Consider the following 20,980-nt stretch of genomic DNA (forward strand, 5'->3'; position numbering starts at 1 on the left):
CGGTTGTCGCCTCAGGCCGCTATGGTTGCGGCGCCAACCAGTTTCCGCGCCTCCATCGCGTTGATCGGATTGCCGAACGCGAAGCCCTGCGCATATTCGCAGCCGAGCTGGTAAAGCTCGATGGCGTCGGATTCGGCCTCGGCTCCTTCAGCGACCACCTCCATGCCAAGGTCATGCGCTAGCGTCACCATCGAACGCAGGATGACAGGGCGCGCGCCTGTTCCGGTCTGGCGCACGAAGGATCGATCGATCTTGATGGTGTCAAAGGGAAAGCGTTGCAAATAGGCGAGCGACGAATAGCCGGCGCCAAAATCATCGAGGGAAAGCCCGGCCCCGAGGTCGCGGATGCGAGTCAGAATTTGCGCCGCGTATTCCGGGTTCTCCATGACGAGGCTTTCGGTCAGCTCAAGTTTCAAAGTGCCTCGGCTGACTTCAACGCGCGACAGCACCGCCTTGACGTCCTGCACGAGCTCGTGCCGGAGCAATTGCCGCGAAGACACATTGACGCTGGCGAACATGGGCGGATCGACATCAAGCGCGCGCTGCCAGGCGGATAGTTCGCGCGCGGTGCGCTCCAGCGCGAAGATGCAGAGATCAACGATAATGCCGGTTTCTTCGGCGACCTCTGTGAATTCGCTTGGGTTGAGGCGGCCAAGACGCGGGTGATCCCACCGCAGCTGCGCCTCGAAACCTGCGACCGTACGATCCTCGAGCCGCACGATCGGCTGAAAATAGACCTTCATTTCGCCGCGCTCGAGCGCGCGGCCGAGATCGGCGGCAAGGCCAAAGCGATCTGAGCGCAGGGTCCGCATTGTGGCTTTGAACACTTCGATGCGATCGCCGCCCATGCGCTTGCCATGCCGCATGGCGATCTCTGCATCTTTCAGCATGTCCTCGCGCTTGGCGTGCAATTGTGGATCGTAAAGCGCGATGCCGATCGAGGCCGTCAGCGGAATTTCCTTGTCTCCATAGGTCACTGGAGTTGAAGCGACGCGGCGAACCACATTGGCGAGAGCGGTGATTTGATCGGTATCGGATTCCGAAATGATCAAGGCGGCGAATTGATCGCCCGAAAGGCGCGCCAGCGTGTCTTGCGGTTTTAGAATGCGGCCGAGACGACGCGCCAAGGTGAGTAGAATCGAATCGCCGGCGGAAAGCCCCACCGCCTCATTGATTTGTTTGAAGCGATCGATGTCGATGCTGATGACGGTCGGCCGGATTTGGGGATCGGTCTGCGCGAACGCCAGCGCCGCTTCGAGGCGATCAAAGAAGAGCTCGCGATTGGGCAAGCCGGTCAGATTGTCGTGCACCGCGTCATGCAGCAGCCGTTCCTCGGCGATCTTGCTCTCGGTGACGTCGCTGAGCGCGCCGACGACGCGCAACACCTCGCCATCGAGGCCGATTACCGGCCGCGCCTTCATGCGGAACCAGAAATGCTGGCCATCGGCCGCCCGCAGGCGAAAGTCCTGATTGATCCGGCCCCGCCTCTGTTCGAGCATTGCATCGAGACAGGCGCGATATCGATCCCGCTCGAGCGGATGCAAGACGTCGAGCCAAATGGAGGCGGGCCCTTCGAGCGAACCGCGGGGCAGGCCCAATTGGGCCTCGACCTCTGGGCTGACGAAGACCCGGTCGGCGGCGACATCCCAATCGAAGATGATGTCGCCGCTTCCCGTAAGGGCGAGCGCCTTGCGTTCGACATCGGATATGGCGCCCTGGCCAAGGACGCCGCCGACGAAGGCATTTTGCATGATCGTGAAGCCGATCAACATCACGATGAGCACGAGGCCGCCGATAAGCGCGGGCGAGACGAGATCGTTGGTCAGGGTCCCGGTTACGGTGAAGGCGGCGCCGATGATCCAGGCGAGCAACAGGAACCATGTCGGAATGAGCATAACCGCGCGGTCATAGCCATGCATGGCGAGATAGAGCACGAGGACGAAGCCGACGACGCCGATTGTCGCCAGCGAGATGCGCGCAACGCCTGCGGCGACAGGCGCGTCATAGACCGAAAGGCCAACCAAGGCGAGCAGGAAGACCAGCCAGATGGCGGCGACATGCGAGGCCCGCACATGCCAGCGATTGAGGTTCAGATACGCGAACAGAAAGACCAACAGCGTCGCCGCGAGAACCGTCTCCGTTCCGGCGCGCCAGATCCGGTCGGATTGACCGTCGGTGCCAAAAATCTTCCCCCAGAAGCCAAAGTCGATGCAGACATAAGCGAGCACGGTCCAGGCGAGCGCCGCGGCGGCCGGAAAAATCACCGCCCCCTTGACGACGAAGACGATGGTGAGAAAGAGCGCCAGCAACCCAGCGACGCCGATGACGATGCCCTTATAAAGGGAGAGGCTGGTCATTCTGTCTTTATAGGCGTCGGGTTGCCAAAGATGGAGCTGCGGCAGGTTCGGTGTGCGCAATTCCGCGACATAAGTGACCGTCGTCGCCGGATCGAGGGTCAGCCGGAAAACGTCGGCGTCGGCGTTTTCCTCGCGCTCCGGGGCAAAACCCTGACTGGCGGTAATCGCGGAAATGCGCGAGGCGCCGAGATCGGGCCAGACGACGCCGGAGCCGACCAGCCGGAAGTGCGGCGCAACGATCAATCTCTCGATTTGTTCGCTGGTGTCATTGGTCAGCGCGAAGACGATCCAATTTGGCCGCCTTCCTTCCTCTCTGGCGCGCACCTCGATGCGGCGAACGATGCCATCGGAGCCAGGCGCGGTCGAGACGAGCAGGCGGTCGCCGGCCGAATGATAGCTTTCGATCGCCTTGGTGAGATCGATTACCTGGGCATCGAGCGGAACCCTAATCGATTCGATCGCCTTGGCCGGAAGCAGCCCGCCGCAAAGCGCCGCAATGAAGATCAGGCAACGGAGATAAAGCGCGATGCTCGGCAAATGTGGTCTGTCCTGCCTGTCGAATAGGTGCGGGAGAAAATGAATAGTTCAAGGTTGACCGTAACGAAGACTGGTAAGGCCTATGCCGCCATCGGGCAAGACCCCTGCAACTAATGAGCGATTGGGTCAGTTTTGAGGTGCATCCCTGTGATCAGGATGATTTATCCGCAAGCCTCAGAATGCGTCCGGCGGCGACTGCGGCGGGGCGGCAAGAAACAGATTTATACAGCGATAAGCTTCCATCGAATGCTATGGTTCATGATGGACATCCCATCATGGCTCGTTTTCGCCGCCTGGCGCATCGCTCATGGTTTGCCCTGACGCGGCAGGCGCAGAGGCGCCGGGTCAGACTCGAGCAATGCATAAAGCAGGTGATCCTCCCAGACTCCATTGATGCGCAGATAAGCGCGGGCGTAGCCTTCGCGGGTGAAGCCCATTCGCTCCAGCAGCCGGATCGAGGCTCCGTTGTGGGGCAGACAGGAGGCCTCGATGCGATGCAGGCGAAGCGTGCCGAAAGCAAAGCCGACCGCCGCCTTGACCGCACGCGACATAAAACCTTGCTGCGCGTTGGGGGCGCCTATCCAATAGCCGAGGGTTGTCGCCTGGACGACGCCTCGCTTGATCTGGCCGAGCGTCAGTCCGCCGAGCAGCATGTCGTCATCGCGAAAAACGAGAAACGGAAAGGCTTCGTTGTTCTCGATCTCCTGCATGTGGCGGCGCACGCGGCGTCGGAACGAGGCTCGCGTCAGATCATCGGGCGGCCAGGTCGGCTCCCAGGGCGTTAGAAAAGCGCGGCTGCATTCGCGCAGCGCCGCCCAGGCCTCGAAGTCGCGCATTTCGGGCGGCCGCAGATAAATGCCTTCGCCACGCACGAAAGGAGCGCTTTCACTGGTCGGCCCGAGTCGAAATAGAGCCAATAGGCCGATCCTTCAAATGGCGCGCAGCCGGTCGGCGACGCGGTCGGGAGCATAGACCTTGCTGACCGGCCCAATCGCCGCGACGGTTGGAGTCGAAGTCAGCGCGCCTGCGCCAGCGCGGCGGATGTGCGCAATATCCAGACAGTCGATGCCAGCAATGATTTCCTCTCGCGTTAGAACGCGATCGAAAGCCATCAATTGCCGGGCGATCTGCTCGCATCGGGCGGATGGCGACTCAAGCGCGGCGAGAAGCGAGACCTTCATCTGCGCCTTGGCGCGCCGCGCCTCGGCTTCGCTCAAGTTTTGCGCCGCTTCGGCGAGGCAATCCAGCGCCACCGGCATCAATTCCGCGACATCCTTGGCGCCCGTTGCGGCATAAAAACCAAACAGCCCGGTATCGGAATAACCCCAGTGAAATGCGTGGATGGAGTAAGCAAGGCCGCGCGTCTCGCGCACCTCCTGGAACAGACGCGAGGACATGCCGCCGCCAACCGCATTGGCAAATACCTGGAGCGCATAGAAATCGTCATGGCCATAGGCCAGTCCCTCGAAACCGATGACGATATGGGCTTGTTCGAGCCGGCGTTTGAGGCGGACTTCGCCGCCAAGATACTGCGCCGGCGGCAGGTTCTGCGGCGCCATCTCAAGGGAAAGGCCAGAAAAGCGCTTTTCAGCCTCGTCGCAAATGCGGTCGTGCTCAACCGCTCCGGCGGCGCCAATCACAGTCGCGAGGCTGCTGTAATGTCTGTCGAGATAGGCCCCGATCGCATCCCGGCTGAAGTGCGAGATCTGCTCGGGCGTGCCGAGGATAGGCCTGCCGATCGGCTGATCGGGAAATGCGGAGGCGTTGAAAAGATCGAAGACCAGATCGTCGGGCGTATCTTCGACCGCGCCGATTTCCTGAAGGATGACGCCTTTTTCGCGCTCCAATTCCGCGGCGTCGAATATGCTATCGGTGAGGATGTCGGCGAGAATGTCGAGCGCCAGCGGCGCGTCTTCGGCGAGCATATGGGCGTAATAGGCGGTATGTTCCGTGCTGGTCGCGGCGTTGAGATCGCCGCCCGCCGTCTCGATTTCCTCGGCGATTGCGCGCGCCGAGCGTCGCCGGGTGCCCTTGAAGGCCATATGCTCCAGGAGATGCGAAAGCCCGTGTTCGCTCGGGCGCTCGTGGCGCGAGCCGGCCTTGACCCAGACGCCGAGCGAGGCGGTTTCGAGATGCGGCATCTCGTCAGTGACGATGCGCAGGCCGGAGGGCAAAGTGGTGATCCGCGCGCTCATGATGCGGCCCTCGCCGCAGGCGCGGCGGCGCTCTGCGAGACTCTTGCGTGGATAAAATGCTCGATTTCAGTCTGATCGTTCGGCAGAATTGAAAAATGCTCCTGTTTGTCGAGTAATCCGGCAAGATGGCCGGGTAAAGGCGGCCGGAAGCCGACGGCGGCCTCGATCGCATCGGGAAATTTGGCGGGATGCGCTGTGCCGAGGACGACGAGGGGAGTTTTGCTCCGCCGCGCTTCAGCGTGTCGGCGCGCCGCATTGAGGCCAACCGCCGTATGCGGATCGCATAAATAGCCGGCATCGCGCCAAAGTCCCGCGATTTCCCGCGTGGTCTGCGCTTCGCCGACGCTGAATGCGTCGAACTCGGCGCGAATGGCCTCGAGGGGGACGGGGTCGATGGCGAAGCTGCGAGATTGCTGTAGCTGCGCCATTTTCCTGCGCACCGCGCCGGCCTCGCGCCCATATGCCTCAAACAGAAGCCGCTCGAAATTCGATGAAACCTGAATATCCATCGATGGCGATTGCGTCGCATGGACCCCGGTCACGGCATAGGTCCCGCTGGCGACGGCGCGGGGCAGAATATCGTTGGAGTTGGCGGCGATGACGAGCCGGTCGATCGGCAGACCGATGCGCTTCGCAATCCAGCCCGCGAAAATATCGCCGAAATTGCCCGTCGGCGTAACGAAGGATATTGGCCGATGCGGGGCGCCGAGAGCGACGGCGCTGGTAAAATAATAGACGGTCTGGGCGAGGATGCGGGCCCAGTTAATCGAGTTGACGCCGCAAAGATTCAGCTCTTCGCGCAGAGCCTTGTTGTTGAATAAGGCTTTGATGGATGCTTGTGCGTCGTCAAAAGTTCCCTCGATCGCGATGGCGTGAATATTGTCGGCCTCGACCGTCGTCATCTGGCGGCGCTGCACATCGGAGACCCGGCCGTGCGGATAGAGAATGAACACGTCGACCTGCGGCAGACCACGAAAAGCCTCGATCGCCGCAGCGCCGGTATCGCCCGAGGTCGCGCCGACAATGGTCGCCCTCTCGCCGTGCGTTTTTAGGGCGTGGTCGATGAGGCGCGCAAGGAGCTGCATCGCGAGGTCCTTGAACGCCAAGGTCGGGCCATGAAACAGTTCGAGCGCGAAGAGATTATCGTCCAGTTGCGCGAGCGGAGCGATAGCGGGATGCCGAAAGGTCGCGTAGGCGGCGTCGATCATCGAGCGCAAGGCGGAGGCCTCGATTTCGCCCGCCAGGAAAGGCGACAAGACCGCCTCGGCGACATCCGCATAGGATTGGCCGGCGAAACCCGCGATCTCGTCTACGCTGAATTGGGGATAGGATTGCGGCAGATAAAGGCCGCCGTCAGGCGCGAGGCCGGCGAGCAGCGTCTGCACGAAAGAGAGCGGAGCGGCCTCGCCGCGCGTCGAAATATATTTCACAGGACGATCAGGGCTCCAAAGCAAACGGCGATTTCAGTTATCTAACATAGATCACCGAGGCCAGCTGCAAACAGAAAATCATCGGCGCCGATTTTACAGCGCCGCTTTAGGCGAAAAGGATTCCGCTTCAGTGGGGCGGTTAGCGCTTTTGCCGGGCGAAGGCGATAAAGACCCCAAGCAGCGCCAAAGCAAGGCCGAACCACGTCAAGGCGTAAGACAAATGGTTGTTGGGAAAGGCGAGTGCGGTCGCGCCGCCTTTCGGCCAGCCGCCGGGGGGGAGGGGCGCGGCGTCCGCGTCTATGTTGAAGGGCGCGGCGTTAGAGAGGCCGAAATGCGCCGCGATCAAGGCCGGATCGCGAGTGAAATACTGCCCGGTTGCGGGATTGTCTGCGGGGGTAAAAAAATTGCGGGATTCAGGTTGCCGCATCAATCCCGTGATGTGGTTCGGACCTTCGGTCTGCCCGGCGAGGCGCGCGCCGGGCATTTTGTTGGCCTCCGTCACGAAGCCGCGATTGACGATGACATAGGCTCCCGAGGCGAGCCTCAGCGGGGTCAGGACAAGATAGCCGGGTTCTTGCATCAGGCCGCCGCCGGAGGGGCGAAAAACCAGCGCCTCTTTGTCGTTTTCCAGCGTTCCATCGAGTTCGACGTGGCGATATTCATAAGACTGCGGGTCGAGGCTCGGCCATTGATTGGGGGCGGGCAGGGGCGTCGGGGGCGCTTTCGCGCGCGCTTCGATCTGCGCGATCAATCCTTCTTTCCAGGCGAGCCTCTGCAATTGCCAAATGCCGAGCGAGACCAGAAAGGCGCAACAAAGACCGGTAAAGAGGGCCGGCCAGAACAAGCGCGTGCGAAAGAGGTTCGCTCCAATGCGGCCGGTGGCTGACGTCTCCATTTTCAACTTCGAGCCGCCTCGTTCCGCCTTGATGCAACGCTGCCGGACGGCCAGAACGCCCTCCAAGGAATGCAAAAGGCCGATGCGGACAGCGAGAGTCAAGGGAAGAAATAACGCCGGATGAGCCCGCATCGGCGGCTCATACATCGGCGAAGTCGAGGCCAAGTCCACAAAGGTCGCAACTCGGCGCTCATTTGGTCAAAAAGATTGCCGCGGTCGCGCTAAAGACGTTGTCCTGAATTTTCCATTATGAGAATTGACTGATTGCAATAATCGTCACGCCAACTCATCACGCATCCTTGAAAGCTCATTTGGTTTAAATTAGAAAATGATTGCTCAACGATGCGGCGCGCTTCCTTTTTTGGGTCCGGCGCGCAATGGTCTCATCCAAGGACTGCTGCTTTTTTCGATTATGTCTGTTTACGCCGACAAGGAGCGCTTAAATGGGTTATGCATTATTTGCGAAAATCGGCGATGATCGTATGATCAGATTGCATAATTGTCTTTAAACAATTTTAAATTGTATTGCCTCGACCTTATGATTTAGCGACCTGATAGTCCGCATTCATTTGAAATTTGGCGCGCGGTCTTGTCCGGAAAACCGGTCCGGGCAAACGATCCGCTGTTTCTGAAGCAAGGTGGTTGCAGTGTCGCATCGTTTCGCAGAGATCGAGAAGAGCTCAGCTACCGCGACATTTGACGCAAGCCGCACCATTCATTCCTATTTCGCGGATGTCGTACGGAAGCATCCCGAGAAGCCGGCAATATTTTTCGGCGATGGTTTTATTTCCTATTCTGATCTTGACTGTTCATCTAACCAATTCGCTCGATTCCTGACGTCAAAGGGCGTTCGCGCAGGCTCGCTGGTTGGACTGTTTCTGCCGCGCTCGCTGGATGCGGTCGTTGCGATGTTGGGTATTTTGAAAGCCGGCGCCGCCTTCGTCCCGCTGGATCCGGCCTATCCTTTCGATCACCTCTCATTCATTGCATCAGACGCCAAACCAATTGTCATGGTCACCGCCGCGCATATGGTCTTATCCGCGCAGCCTCGGCCGTGGTCGGCGCCGACAGTTTTCATCGATGCCGAGGAGGACGCCATAGCGCTTGAAAGCGCAGCGCCCTTGGCTGAGATCGCGATGGGCGATGATCTCGCCTATGTCATGTATACATCTGGAACGACGGGACGTCCGAAAGGCGTCATGGTTCCGCATCGCGGCGTGACGCGCCTCGCTTGCAACAGCTTCGTCGAGCTTGGGCAAGGCGACGTGGTTTTGCAGCTCGCGCCTTTGGCCTTCGATGCCTCGACATTCGAGATCTGGAGCTGCCTCCTCAACGGGGCGGCGCTCGCTATCGTCGGCCCCGCCCAGCCGAGCTTTGGCGAGATCGGCGAGGCCATCGAAAAACACGACGTTACCACAGCCTGGCTCACCGCCAGCCTGTTCCACGCAATTGTCGATCATCAGCTCGAGATATTGCGCCCGCTGCGCCAACTGATCGCTGGCGGCGACGTCTTGTCGCCGCGCCATGTGCGCCGCGTGCTCGACGCAATGCCGCAATGCCGTCTCGTCAACGGTTATGGCCCGACTGAAAACACCACATTCACCTGCTGCCATACGATTGCGCGCGACGCCCCCGCCGATGCCCCGACGCCGGTCGGCCGCCCGATTGACCATACCCAGATTCATGTCCTCGATCTGGACCTCCGCCCAGTTGCGCGCGGCGAGATCGGCGAACTCTTCGCAGCCGGCGAGGGCGTAGCGCTCGGATATCTCAACCGGCCTGATCTCACGGCGGAGAAGTTCCTGCCCGATCCTTTCTGCGGCCAATCAGGGCGACTGATGTACCGCACTGGCGACCTTGTTCGGCAACGACCCGATGACGTGGTCGAGTTCGTTGGCCGCACTGATCGTCAGGTCAAGATCCGCGGCAAAAGGGTCGAACTTGACGAAGTAGAAGCGCTCGTCCGGCGCCTTCCAGAAGTCGCGGATGCCGCAACGGATGTGCGCGCCCGCACAGGCGGAGAGCGTAAGATTGTCGCCTATGTGACAATGAAGATTTGTTCATCATTTGACGCGGCGGAATCGCGACGGAAAATGCTCGAATTCGCGCCAAACCATATGATCCCCGCGCATTTCGTGATTCTCGAAGAGCTGCCGCGCACGCCGAATGGCAAGGTAGATCGCGCCGCGCTTCCCGATCCGGTAGATGCGGCGGAGGCGGAGGCCCAGCCTATCGCGGCATTGAGCGAGGTCGAGTCTGCTCTCGCCGCGATTTGGAGCCGACTGCTGAAAATCGGCTCAGTTGGCCTCGACGCCAACTTCTTCGATCTTGGCGGCGCCTCGCTCGATGTGATGGCGCTGCAAGAAGAAATCAGAACGCGGTTTAGCCGCGAATTGCCGATGACCGCACTCTTCGAATTCACCACAATTCGCGCGCTTGCGGCTCATCTGCAAAAGCAGGATCCGGCGCCGAGCCGAAGCGCTGCGGAGTCTCCCGACGGCGGATTAGCGATGGACGACATCAACAACCGCAGGCTCCGTCAGGCCGAGGCGCTCCGGCGCGTTGCTCGAAACCGCGCGAGGGCAGCGCTTTGAAAGAAGATCCGTCTGGCTCCGCCTCGCCGCTTCCTCCCGGCATCGCCATCATCGGCATGGCTGGCAGATTTCCCGGCGCCGCCGATATCGCAACGTTCTGGCGCAACTTGCGCGAAGGCGTTGAATCTATAACGCGCTTCAAAGATGCGGAGTTGGAGGACGCTTTCGACTCGAGCGTTCGCAATGATCCGAACTTCGTCGGCGCCCGCGCCGTGCTGGATGGGATCGAGCAGTTTGACGCTGGCTTTTTCTCCATGCATGCGCGGGAAGCGGAGCTCACCGATCCGCAGCATCGCGTCTTTCTGGAATGCGCCTGGCAGGCGCTAGAGGATGGCGGCTACGACCCGGCGACCTATAAGGGGGCCATCGGCGTCTTCGCCGGGTGTAGCATGAATTCCTACTTCCTGCGCAATGTCTGCCAGGATCGAGCGGCGGTGGAGATCTTCACCAGCGACTACCAGATTGGCAGCTATCCGGAATTGCTGGGCTCGTTGCAGGACTTTCTCGCGACGCGGGTGTCCTACAAGCTCGATCTGCGTGGGCCGAGCGTCAATGTGCAGTCGGCCTGCTCGACCTCTTTGGTCGCCGTCGCGCAAGCTTGTCAGAGCCTCATGCTTTATCAGTCCGACATGGCGCTGGCGGGAGGCGCGTCAATCACGCTGCCGCAGCGGCGCGGTTATCTCGCGCAAGAAGGCGCCATGGCCTCGCCGACCGGGCGATGCAGCACCTTTGACGCCAAGGCCGACGGCACGGTCTTCGGCAATGGGGCCGCCGTCGTCCTGTTGAAACGGATCGAGGATGCGCTCGAAGACGGCGATCATATTTATGCGGTTATCCGTGGTTCAGCACTGAACAATGACGGGGGCGCCAGGGCCGGCTTTACGGCGCCGAGCGCGAGCGGGCAGGCCAACGTAATCGCGGCTGCGCATGCGGCCGCCGAGGTCGATGCGCGCACCATCAGCTATGTCGAATGTCACGGCACGGCGACGCCGCTTGGCGATCCGATTGAAGTTGCCGGACTGACCCGCGCCTTTCGCGCCAGCACCGAGGACGTTGGTTTCTGCGCTCTTGGCTCGGTGAAGCCGAATGTTGGTCATCTCGACGTCGCGGCCGGCGTGACCGGCCTCATCAAAACGGCGCTGGCGTTGCAGCATAGGCAACTGCCGCCGACGCTTTTTTTCGAGACGCCAAATCCGCATATCGCTTTTGATGGCGGGCCGTTCTACGTCAACACGCAATGGCGCGATTGGCTGCGCGGCGACGAGCCCCGGCGAGCGGGGGTCAGCGCCTTCGGGGTCGGCGGCACCAATGCGCATGTCGTGCTGGAGGAGGCGCCCTTCGCGGTCCCGGAGCCTTTGGCCCGGCCAGCGCAAATCATTTGCGTTTCGGCGCGCAGCGCTACGGCGCTTGAGGCGGCGCGACGCAATCTGGCGCGCCACCTCAAGTCCAATCCCGATCTCCCGCTGGCCGATGTCGCTTATACGACGCAGATTGGACGGCGCGCTTTCGGACATCGCGCAGCCGTTGCCGTCCGGGATATTCAAGCGGCGGCGGCAATGCTGGAATCAGGCCAGGGCGTGGCCTATGGCGAGCAGTGCGCGGCCAGGACCATCGCTTTCATGTTCCCGGGCCAGGGCGCGCAATATCCCGGCATGGGGATTGACCTCTACCGCACGGAAGCTGCGTTTCGCTCCAGCATGTGGCGCAGCGCCGAGATTTTGAAGCCAGCGCTTGGCCGCGATCTTTGCGCGCTTCTTTATGGCGAAGGATCCGAACGTCTCGACTCCGAAGCCTTGCAGGCGACGGAGATCGCGCAGCCTGCTTTGTTCGCGGTTGGCTATGCCCTCGCGGCGCTGTGGCGGAGCTGGGGCGTTGCGCCGCAAATGATGATCGGCCATAGCGTCGGCGAGTTCGTGGCCGCCTGCATCGCCGGCGTTTTTTCGCACGAGGACGCGCTCGGACTCATCGCCGCTCGCGGCCGTCTGATGCAGGAGATGCCGCGCGGCTCGATGCTGGCCGTACGCCTGCCCGAAGCCGAGCTGGCGCCATTGCTCGCCGCGCCGCTGGCGCTCGCCGCGATCAACGGGCCAAAACTCTGCGTGGCTGCGGGGCCTGACGAGGCCGTGGCGGCGCTCGAGAACGAATTGACGGCGCGCGGGCTCATGAGCCGCCGGCTGCACACCTCGCATGCCTTTCATACCCCGATGATGGACCCGGCGGCCGCGGCTTTGCGGAAGCAATTTGCGGGCGTCAGGCTGTCGCCGCCGAAGTTGCGCGTCATTTCCTCAGTGACTGGCGACTGGCTCAGCGAATCTGAGGCGACCTCGCCGGACTATTGGGCGGAGCATTGCCGCGCGCCGGTGCGTTTTGGCGATGGGTTGGCGGCGCTGTTGCGCGAAAGTTCGTCAAACAAAGGCTCCAGCGCGGCCCGCGCGCCGATCCTGATTGAGACTGGGCCGGGGGTTACATTGTCCTCGCTGGCGCGGCAGGGCGGAGCCGGCAGCGGCCCCGACGCGGTTCTGGCCTCGCTGCCGGACGCATCGCGGGAGGCGGCCGACGAAGATGTGATGGCGAGCTCCGCGGCGCAGCTTTGGTGCGCCGGCGTTTCCATCGACTGGCGCGGCGTCCACGCCGGCGCGCGGCGACGGCGCACGCCATTGCCGACCTATCCGTTCGAGCGCACGCGCCATTGGATCGATGCGCCTCCGACTACGCGCCAAACCGGCGCCGCGCCCGCGCCCGCGCGCGTCGAGCCTGAGTCCATCAATTCCCATTCCGCTGTCGAAACATCATTGACCGAGATATCTGTGAAAATGAATGCAGCGCCGGGCGCGATCGCCCATCCGGAAGTGAACATGGCTGCACCCGACGGCGCCAAGCTGCGCGAACGGGTGGTCGAGCTTTTTGAGAACCTTTCAGGCGAGTCGATCGCAGGACTTGATCCTGAGACAAGCTTTCTCGAAATGGGCTTCGACTCACTGTTTCTCAGTCAAGTGACGCAGCAATTGCTGCGCGATTTCAAGGTCAAGCTGACTTTTCGCCAGTTGCTCGGCGATTTCTCGACGATTCCGGCTCTCGTCGCTCATCTCGCCGAAAATCTACCCCGTGAGATTGCGGCGGCTTCTGCGCCGCAACCCGCTGCGGTTCAGCTCGTCTCGGCATTGCAGCCGATCTCCGCGCCGCCGCAAGGTTTGTCTTCGCCGCCGCGTGGGGTCATTGGGTCCGATGCGGTCGAACAGGTCATCCGCGATCAGCTCGACGTCATGAGCCGCCTCATGGCGCAGCAGCTCGATGCCCTGCGCGGCGTTGGCGCTACAGCGCAACCTCAGAGCGCGGCCGCGATGCGGCAGCCTCAGACTATGACGCCAGCGACGGCTCCTGCGTCCGTCGCGACGCCGCCTTCGGCTTCGGTTTCCGCGTCCGCGCCGCACGACGAACCAAAATCCCGCTTCGATATGATCGCCGCGGCGCGCTCGGCGCCCGCCGCGGAAATGAATGAAATACAGCAGCGCGCGCTCGCCGAGTTGACCCTGCGCTTCAATGCGCGCACGCCGGAGTCAAAGCGCCTCACGAAAGACTATCGGCCTGTTCTTGCCGATCCGCGCGCCGCCGCCGGGTTCCGCCAGGAATGGAAAGATCTCGTCTATCCGATGGTCAGCGACCGCGCCAGCGGTTCGCGGATCTACGACGTTGACGGCAATGAATACGTTGATCTCGTCAATGGCTATGGGCAGACCTTCTTCGGCCACGCGGCGCCTTTCGTCGTCGAGGCGGTCGGCGACCAGTTGCGCAAGGGTTTCGCAATAGGGCCGCAGTCGGCGCTGGCGGGGCGCGTCGCGGCGCTGTTCAGCGAGATGACCGGCAATGAGCGGGTGACCTTCTGCAACACCGGGTCGGAAGCCGTAATGGCGGCGATGCGAATCTCCCGCACGGTGACGGGCCGCTCGCTCATCGCCACTTTTACGGGCGATTACCACGGTCAGTTCGACGAGGTCCTTGTCAAAGGGAGCTTACGCTCCGGCGTTGCGCGCCCGATGGCCGCCGCAGCCGGCATTCCAGCGGAATCAGTGCAGAACATGGTTGTTCTGCCCTATGGCGCGCCGGAATCGCTCGATTGGATCCGCGCTCATGCGGAAGAGCTGGCGGCCGTTCTGGTCGAACCGGTGCAAAGCCGCCATCCCGATCTGCGGCCGGTTGAGTTCCTCAAAGAAATCCGCGCGATCACCGAGACGACGGGAGCCGCGCTGATCTTCGACGAGGTGGTCACCGGCTTCAGGATGCATACCGGCGGCATGCAGGCGCTGTTTGGCATTCGCGCTGATCTTGCAACCTACGGCAAGGTCGTCGGCGGCGGCCTGCCGGTCGGCATTCTGGCCGGCAAAGCGGCCTTCATGGACGCGCTTGACGGCGGCATGTGGCGGTATGGCGATGATTCCTACCCCGAAGTTGGAATGACCTTTTTCGCCGGTACCTTCGTGCGCCATCCTCTGGTGATGGCGGCTGTGTGGGCCGTTTTGAACCACCTCAAGGAGCAGGGGCCAGCCCTGCAGGAAAGCGTCAGCGCGCGCACGGCTGGACTAGTGCGGCGCTTGAGCAATTTCGCGCGTCAGCGCGGCGTCGACTTCAAAATCGAGACTTTCGGCAGTCTGTTCTTCTTCAACATCAGCGGCGTCAGCCGCTACGCCAGCCTGTTCTATCCGCATATGCTCGAACGCGGCGTTTATATCCAGGAGCACTATCCTTGCTTCCTGACGACGGCGCATAGCGACGCCGACGTTGCTGCGATCGCCGAGGCGTTTGAAGACAGCATCGTCGCGATGCAAAAAGCGGATTTCATGCCTGCGCCCGCCGGCATGGGGGCCCCGGAGCAAACCGATTTCCCGCTGACCGAAGCGCAGAATGAAATCTGGCTTGCAGCTCAGCTCTCTGACGAGGCCTCATGCGCTTTTAACGAGTCGATGACTCTTCGCCTGCGCGGCGCGCTTAATCGCGAGGCCTTGTCGAAAGCGCTGGATGAAGTGGTCGCCCGGCATGACGCCTTGCGGGGGGCCTTCCAGCCGAATGGCGAGCAAATGCGCATCCTGCCATTGCTGGAGCTTGCACTCACCGAATGTGACTTTGCGGGCCTGTCGCAGCAAGAGGCGGAGGCCGCTTGGCGCGATCTGTTGGCGAGCGATGCGGGGACGCCATTTGATCTCGCGAATGGGCCGCTCGTGCGAACGAAGCTGGTTCGCTTTGGAGCCGATGATCACGCTCTGGTTCTGACGGCGCATCACATCATTTGCGACGGCTGGTCATTCAACGTCATCATCGACGAGCTGGCCAAGCTATATGAGGCGGCGCTGACCGGCGCCGCCGCGGATCTGCCAACGCCAATGTCCTTCAGCCGCTACGGCGTCGAGGAGCGCATCCGGCAGGCGCGGCAGGGGCCCGCCGTCGATGCGTTCTGGCTGCCGCAATTCACGCCGCCGCCCCCCTCGCTCGACCTGCCAACCGACCGGCCGCGCCGCATTCAGAAAAGCTTTGCCGGCGCGACCTTGACGCGGACCATTGACGCGGATCTGACGCAGCGTTTCCGCAAAACCGCTGCGCGGCAGGGCTGCACTTTGTTCGTTGCGCTGCTGGCGACATTCGAAACTCTGCTCGGGCGACTCTCCGGCCAGAACGAGGTCGTTGTCGGCATCCCCGCGGCGGGACAGTCTGTCGTTGACGGCGATAGCCTCGTCGGCCATTGCGTCAATTTTCTTCCGCTGCGCGGACGCTGGAGCGACGAGACGACTGTCGCCGAGCATCTGGCTGCGACCCGCCAGATTGTGCTCGCCGCTTACGAGAACCAGAGCTTTACGCTCGGCACGCTCGTGCGCAAAATGGCGTTGCCGCGAGAAGCCGGCCGGCGGCCGCTGATCGAAGCGCAGTTCAACCTCGAGCGTCTAGGCGGCAAGATAAGTGCGCCGGGACTTGAGATTGACGCCAGGTCCAATCCAAAGCGTCATGTGATTTTCGACTTGTTCTTCAACATCACCGAACAGGACGGCGGTCTGCGCGTTGATTGCGACTACAACACCGACCTCTTCGGTGAAGCGACGATTGAGCGTTGGATTGGCCATTATCGCACGCTGCTCGTCGAGATCGCGACCAATCCCTCGCAGCCCGCATCCGCGCTGCCGCTGATCTCGGCGACGGAGCGCAGATGGCTGACGCATGACCTCAATGATTCGGTCGCGTGCGATCTCGACATGCGGCCATTGCATGAGCTGATCGCGGCGCAGGCCGCTCGCACCCCTTCAGCCATCGCTGCGCGCTTTGGCGATGCAGCTTTGACTTATCGCGAACTCGACGAGCGCTCCAATCGCCTCGCCAATCATCTGCGCGGCGTCGTAACGCAATCGCAAGCCCGCATTGGCATTGCGACGGAACGTTCGCTCGATATGCTGGTCGGCTTGCTGGCGATCATGAAAAGCGGGAGCGCCTATGTGCCGCTGGATCCGCATCATCCGGTGGCGCGCCTGCGTCTCGTAGTCGAGAGCGCAGCCATCTCCGCGGTGATTTGCGACAACGCCTTTGCCGCGGAGATAGCCTCTGGTTTGCCCATCATTCGGATCGATGCGGACGCCGCCGCAATCGCGGCCAATCCGGCGAGCGCTCCGCTCGTTGTGGGCGACGTCGAGCGCGCCTGCTATGTCATCTTCACGTCGGGCTCCACGGGGACGCCGAAAGGCGTCGAGATCGCTCATCGCTCGGTCGTCAATCTTTTATGGTCGATGGCGCGGACGTTGAAATTCGGGGGCGAGGACGTGTTGGTCGCGGCGACGACGATCGCATTCGACATCGCGGCGCTCGAATTGTATCTGCCGCTGATCACCGGCGCTCAAGTTGTCATAGCGAGCCGCGACGATGTCCGCGGCGGCTTTGGGCTTGCCGCCCTCATCGAGAACTCAAAAGCGACTCTGGTTCAGGCGACGCCTTCGCTGTGGCGGATTCTCATCGAAGCCGGATTTAAGGCCCGCACCGGTTTGAAAATGCTCTGCGGCGGCGAAGCGCTGCCGCGCGATCTAGCGGACGCGCTGCTGCAAAACGGCGATGAACTGTGGAACGTCTATGGCCCGAGCGAGACCACGATCTGGTCGAGCATCGGCAAGGTTTCGCAAGGATCGCCTATCACGATTGGCGCGCCGGTGTTGAATACGCAGCTCTATGTGCTCGATAACCGCTATGAGCTGGCGCCGGTCGGCGTGATCGGGCAATTGTTCATTGGCGGGGACGGGTTGGCGCGCGGCTATTTTCGCCGCCCCGACCTCGACGCAGCAGCGTTCTTCGATATTGCTGTGACCGATGGCGTCCCGCAGCGCTTGTATCGCACCGGCGATCTCGCGCGGCGTCTGCCCAATGGCGACATTGAAATGCTTGGCCGCGTCGATGCTCAAGTGAAGCTGCGCGGATTCCGCATCGAACTTGAGGAAATCGAGGCCGTCATGCGGCAGTGCGAGGGCGTGTCCACCTGCGCGGCGGTGATCGACGCGCAGGTAGGCGAAACGCCGCGTCTCGTCGGATATTTTGTGCCGGCAACCGGTCAACAAACGCCTTCGCCATCAGCGTTGACGGCCCATGCGGTTCTCCATTTGCCCGACTATATGGTGCCTCCGATTTGGGTCAGCCTCGATGCGCTGCCATTGAGCCCTAATGGGAAGCTTGATCGCAAGTCCTTGCCGCAGCCTGACCCGGCGCATGCGACCGAAAAGCGCGTCATTACCGCGCCGCGAACGCCGCTTGAGAGCAAGCTCGCAAAGATCTGGCGCGAAGTCTTGCAAATTGAAGAGATTGGCGTTCACGATAATATCTTCTCGCTCGGCGCCGACTCAATTGACCTCTTTCGCATCGCGGCGCGCATGATGGCGGAAGGCATCGGCCTTGAGGCTCGGCATGTGATGCGCCTGCCGACGATTGGCGAACTGGCGCGAGCCGCCGATGATCAACCCATCGTCGTCGCTCAGACGGCGCCTTCGTTGAGAAGCTTCAGACGCGGCGTGCAAGCCAAGGAGCCGTCTGCATGACAATGCGCTGCGCCGATGATTTGCAGGATCACGATCAGCACATTTCGGAGCAGCCGGTTTCTCGCGCTTCGACTGTCGCGGAATCTGTCTTCCCTTGCTCGACGGCGCAGCAGCGATTCTGGTTCATTGACGCGCTCGATCCCGCCAGTCCGTCGCTCAACATCGCTTTGCGGTGGGAAATCACCGGGCAGTTCAGCCCTGCGACGATTGAGAAGGCGTTCCAGACTATCGTCGAAAGGCACGAGGTTTTACGCACGAGGATCGTCGAGAAAGATGGCGATCCCATGCAGGAAGTCGCGGCCAGCTATAATTTCAAGCTGACCGTTATCGACCTGACGATTTTCCCTGAGGCGAACCGGTTGGACGAGGCGATGGCGTTGGCCCAGCGCGAAGCGCGCTTGCCATTTCACATCGACAGCCTGCCGTTGATTCGCGCGACCATGCTTCGCTTGGCGACGGATCGTGCATTCTTGCTGGTCACAGTCCATCACGTTGCCTTCGACGGCGCGTCGATTGGCATTCTCGCGCGCGAATTCGGCGATATAGTTTCGGCGCTCGACGCCAAACATAACTACGACTTGCCCGAACTGCCGCTGCAATATGGCGATTTTTGCCTTTGGCAGAAAGAGTATTTCGCTAGCGGCAGCTTTGAGAAGGAAATCGCCTACTGGAAAAAAAGACTGACTGGAGCGCCGTATTTTCGGGTTCGTCCAGACCGTGAGCGGGCCGGCCGGCCGACGCATGGGGGCGAAATTCTCGGGACCACCGTACCGAAGGAGCTTGGCGAGAGGCTGGAGGAAGCCGCGTGCAAGCGAAATATGACCCTATTCAGTTTTTGTTGCGCGGTGGTGGCGGCGATGCTGCATCGCTTCACTGACGAGACGGACATAGTTTTTGGCACTCAAATCGCGGGACGCGACGAGCCCGAACTGGAAAATTTGATCGGCGTCTTCATCAATGATCTCGTTTTGAGATTCGACGCCTCGGGCGACCCAACCTTTGCGGAATTTCTGCCAAGCGTGAATGAAACCGTCCTCGATGCGCTAATCCACCAGCGGATGCCGTTCCAGAAACTGGTTGAGATTCTCAATCCGCCGCGCGACTCTTCGCGCACGCCTCTCATCTCAGTCAATTTCACTGTCCTCGGCGACGTTCTGGAGCACAAAAGATACGGCGATTTCAACCTTAGCGGACAGCCGTCGCTTTCGGCCGGCTCTCTCTACGACCTCAATTTGTTTCTGGTGCATTGGCCCTCCGGCTGGCGCATGGCTATTGAGTTCGACCCGAGTCTTTTCGAAAGGGATACGGCCGAGCGAATGCTCGCTTTCCTGATGTCCGTGTTCGAGTTCGCCGTTTCGACGCCCGGCGCAAAATTGTCCGCGCTGACGCCGCCGGTTCGTGAAGCGCGCGATGCTGAAGCGCGCCGCACGGATCTCGCCGCTGTCGAAGCCTTGCTGTTGCGTCATGCAGATGTGAAAGACGCCGTTGCAGCGCCATGGGCGAACGGGGGCGACGGAAGCCGATCCTACGCTTATGTCGCGCCGGCGCCCGATTTGCGCCTTCCGCTGGAGGCTCTGCCTGCAAAGCTGAAAGCCTATCTCGAGCATTCCTTGCCGCCTGGCGACGCCCCGGCAGGGGTTAGCGTCCTGCTCGCTTTGCCTCGCACAGCGGGCGGCGATGTGGATTACGCGGCTTTGCCGCCACCGCGACCTCCTCCAGCTTCGTATGCGCCTTCCGGCGACGGATTGAGCGATGCCGAAGCGAAAGTGGCGGCGATCTGGCGCGAACTGCTCAACGTGGACGCCATCGCGCCGACGTCGAATTTCTTCGAGCTTGGCGGCCATTCGCTTTTGACCATCCGGCTCATAAACCGCATCTCCAGCGTTTTTGGCGTCAAAGCCGATGTGATGAATCTTTTTCAGGCCCCGACCTTGCGGGAATTCGCTGCGAGCCTATCCGTCAGCGAAGCCAAAATCGAAGCGCCGCCGGATCGCTCCCGCCCTGATGTCTCTCGCCCCGGTGGCTCCCGCCTCGATGACTCCCGAATCGTCAAAATTCAGTCAAATGGCGACAAGACGCCGATCATCGCCATCCACAATACGTTCATCTATTACAATCTTTCGAGGGAACTCGGCCTGGACCGCCCGTTTCTCGGAGTTCAGCTGTTTGATCCCAGCATTCCACGTCTATTGCCTCCTCGCGGCCTAAGCGAGCTAGCGGCCGATTACGTTCGCATCATTCGCGAGGCTCAGCCTCATGGGCCTTATATTCTGTTGGGCTTGTGCGTGCCTGGAGCCATTGCCTACGAAGCGGCGCAGCAACTGCGAAAAACCGGAGAATTGGTCCCTCTAGTCGTGATGGCGGATGCTTGGCGCCCCGATTTATTGGCGAGTTTGACGGTTGGCCAACGTTTTCTCACCGAGCTGAGCTATAAGATCCATGTGATCAAGCATCGAATAGGTTTGTTCTTCAGCGGCAAACAATCGATCGCGCGAACGTTGGCTGCTTTTACCATCATCCGCAAAAGCAGAGTTCTGGATTTGGCTGCTTGGCTGCGCGTCATCGACCCGTCCGAGCAGGGACAAGATGATCGAGGAACCTGGCTGTTCATGCGCTATCTTGAGGCGGCGAAACGTCTCTACCGGGCGTCGCCGTCGACGGGCGATGTCGTTATTTTACGAAGCGACGAAATCGTGACTGGTTTTTCCGATCCGAGCATGGGGTGGTCCGATTTGGTCAACGGCCGCGTCATACGATTGCATGTTCCCGGCTGGCATGAAGGCATGTTCCAGGATGAGGGCGCGACTGTGATCGCCGAATGTCTACGGCCGTTGCTCGAAGAGATCGACGCCAAGCGATCGGCGAGCCATAAAGGCTTCGCCGTTCCGGCATAGCGCGGCAGACGCTGGTCGCGTCGCTAC

At 61.3% G+C, this 20,980-nt stretch carries 8 protein-coding genes; 3 read left to right on the forward strand and 5 right to left on the reverse strand.

Going from position 1 to position 20,980, the window contains the following annotated elements; all coding sequences use genetic code 11:
* Window positions 1-11 precede the first annotated feature (11 nt).
* The 5 genes from WDN46_13090 to WDN46_13110 all read right to left on the reverse strand — a co-directional run bounded on the left by WDN46_13090 (window position 12) and on the right by WDN46_13110 (window position 7,561).
* Window positions 12-2,885, reverse strand: a complete 2,874-nt coding sequence (locus WDN46_13090) for an EAL domain-containing protein (protein MEJ0094329.1) — start codon at window positions 2,883-2,885, stop codon at window positions 12-14.
* A gap of 314 nt (window positions 2,886-3,199) precedes the next feature.
* A complete protein-coding gene (locus WDN46_13095; GenBank protein ID MEJ0094330.1) occupies window positions 3,200-3,811 on the reverse strand; it encodes a GNAT family protein in 612 nt (203 codons plus the stop codon).
* Window positions 3,812-3,823: 12 nt separating this feature from the next.
* A complete protein-coding gene (locus tag WDN46_13100) occupies window positions 3,824-5,089 on the reverse strand; it encodes a pitrilysin family protein (protein MEJ0094331.1) in 1,266 nt (421 codons plus the stop codon).
* Window positions 5,086-6,519 (reverse strand): threonine synthase, encoded by a 1,434-nt coding sequence (gene thrC, locus WDN46_13105; GenBank protein ID MEJ0094332.1) that lies wholly within the window; start codon window positions 6,517-6,519, stop codon window positions 5,086-5,088. Before thrC ends, WDN46_13100 begins: the two co-directional genes overlap by 4 nt.
* Window positions 6,520-6,658: 139 nt before the next feature.
* A complete protein-coding gene (locus tag WDN46_13110) occupies window positions 6,659-7,561 on the reverse strand; it encodes an SURF1 family protein (protein MEJ0094333.1) in 903 nt (300 codons plus the stop codon).
* A 500-nt stretch (window positions 7,562-8,061) separates the two neighbouring features.
* On the opposite strand from WDN46_13110, the gene WDN46_13115 reads away from it, so the two are divergent.
* The 3 genes from WDN46_13115 to WDN46_13125 are packed head-to-tail and all read left to right on the forward strand — an operon-like array spanning window position 8,062 to window position 20,953.
* Window positions 8,062-10,008: a non-ribosomal peptide synthetase gene (locus tag WDN46_13115; protein ID MEJ0094334.1), complete on the forward strand. Its 1,947-nt coding sequence runs from the start codon at window positions 8,062-8,064 to the stop codon at window positions 10,006-10,008.
* Window positions 10,005-18,059, forward strand: a complete 8,055-nt coding sequence (locus WDN46_13120) for an amino acid adenylation domain-containing protein (GenBank protein ID MEJ0094335.1) — start codon at window positions 10,005-10,007, stop codon at window positions 18,057-18,059. The genes WDN46_13115 and WDN46_13120 overlap by 4 nt, the downstream gene beginning before the upstream one ends.
* A complete protein-coding gene (locus WDN46_13125) occupies window positions 18,056-20,953 on the forward strand; it encodes a condensation domain-containing protein (GenBank protein MEJ0094336.1) in 2,898 nt (965 codons plus the stop codon). The genes WDN46_13120 and WDN46_13125 overlap by 4 nt, the downstream gene beginning before the upstream one ends.
* Window positions 20,954-20,980: the final 27 nt, after the last annotated feature.

Source organism: Methylocella sp. (genome assembly GCA_037200525.1).
Taxonomy (GTDB): Bacteria; Pseudomonadota; Alphaproteobacteria; order Rhizobiales; family Beijerinckiaceae; genus Methylocapsa.

Excerpts from the sequence above, each read along its gene's own strand:
- WDN46_13100 (MEJ0094331.1), bottom strand. The coding sequence starts at position 5,089 with ATGAGCGCGCGGATCACCACTTTGCCCTCCGGCCTGCGCATCGTCACT.
- WDN46_13110 (MEJ0094333.1), bottom strand. The coding sequence starts at position 7,561 with ATGTATGAGCCGCCGATGCGGGCTCATCCGGCGTTATTTCTTCCCTTG.
- WDN46_13125 (MEJ0094336.1), top strand. The coding sequence starts at position 18,056 with ATGACAATGCGCTGCGCCGATGATTTGCAGGATCACGATCAGCACATT.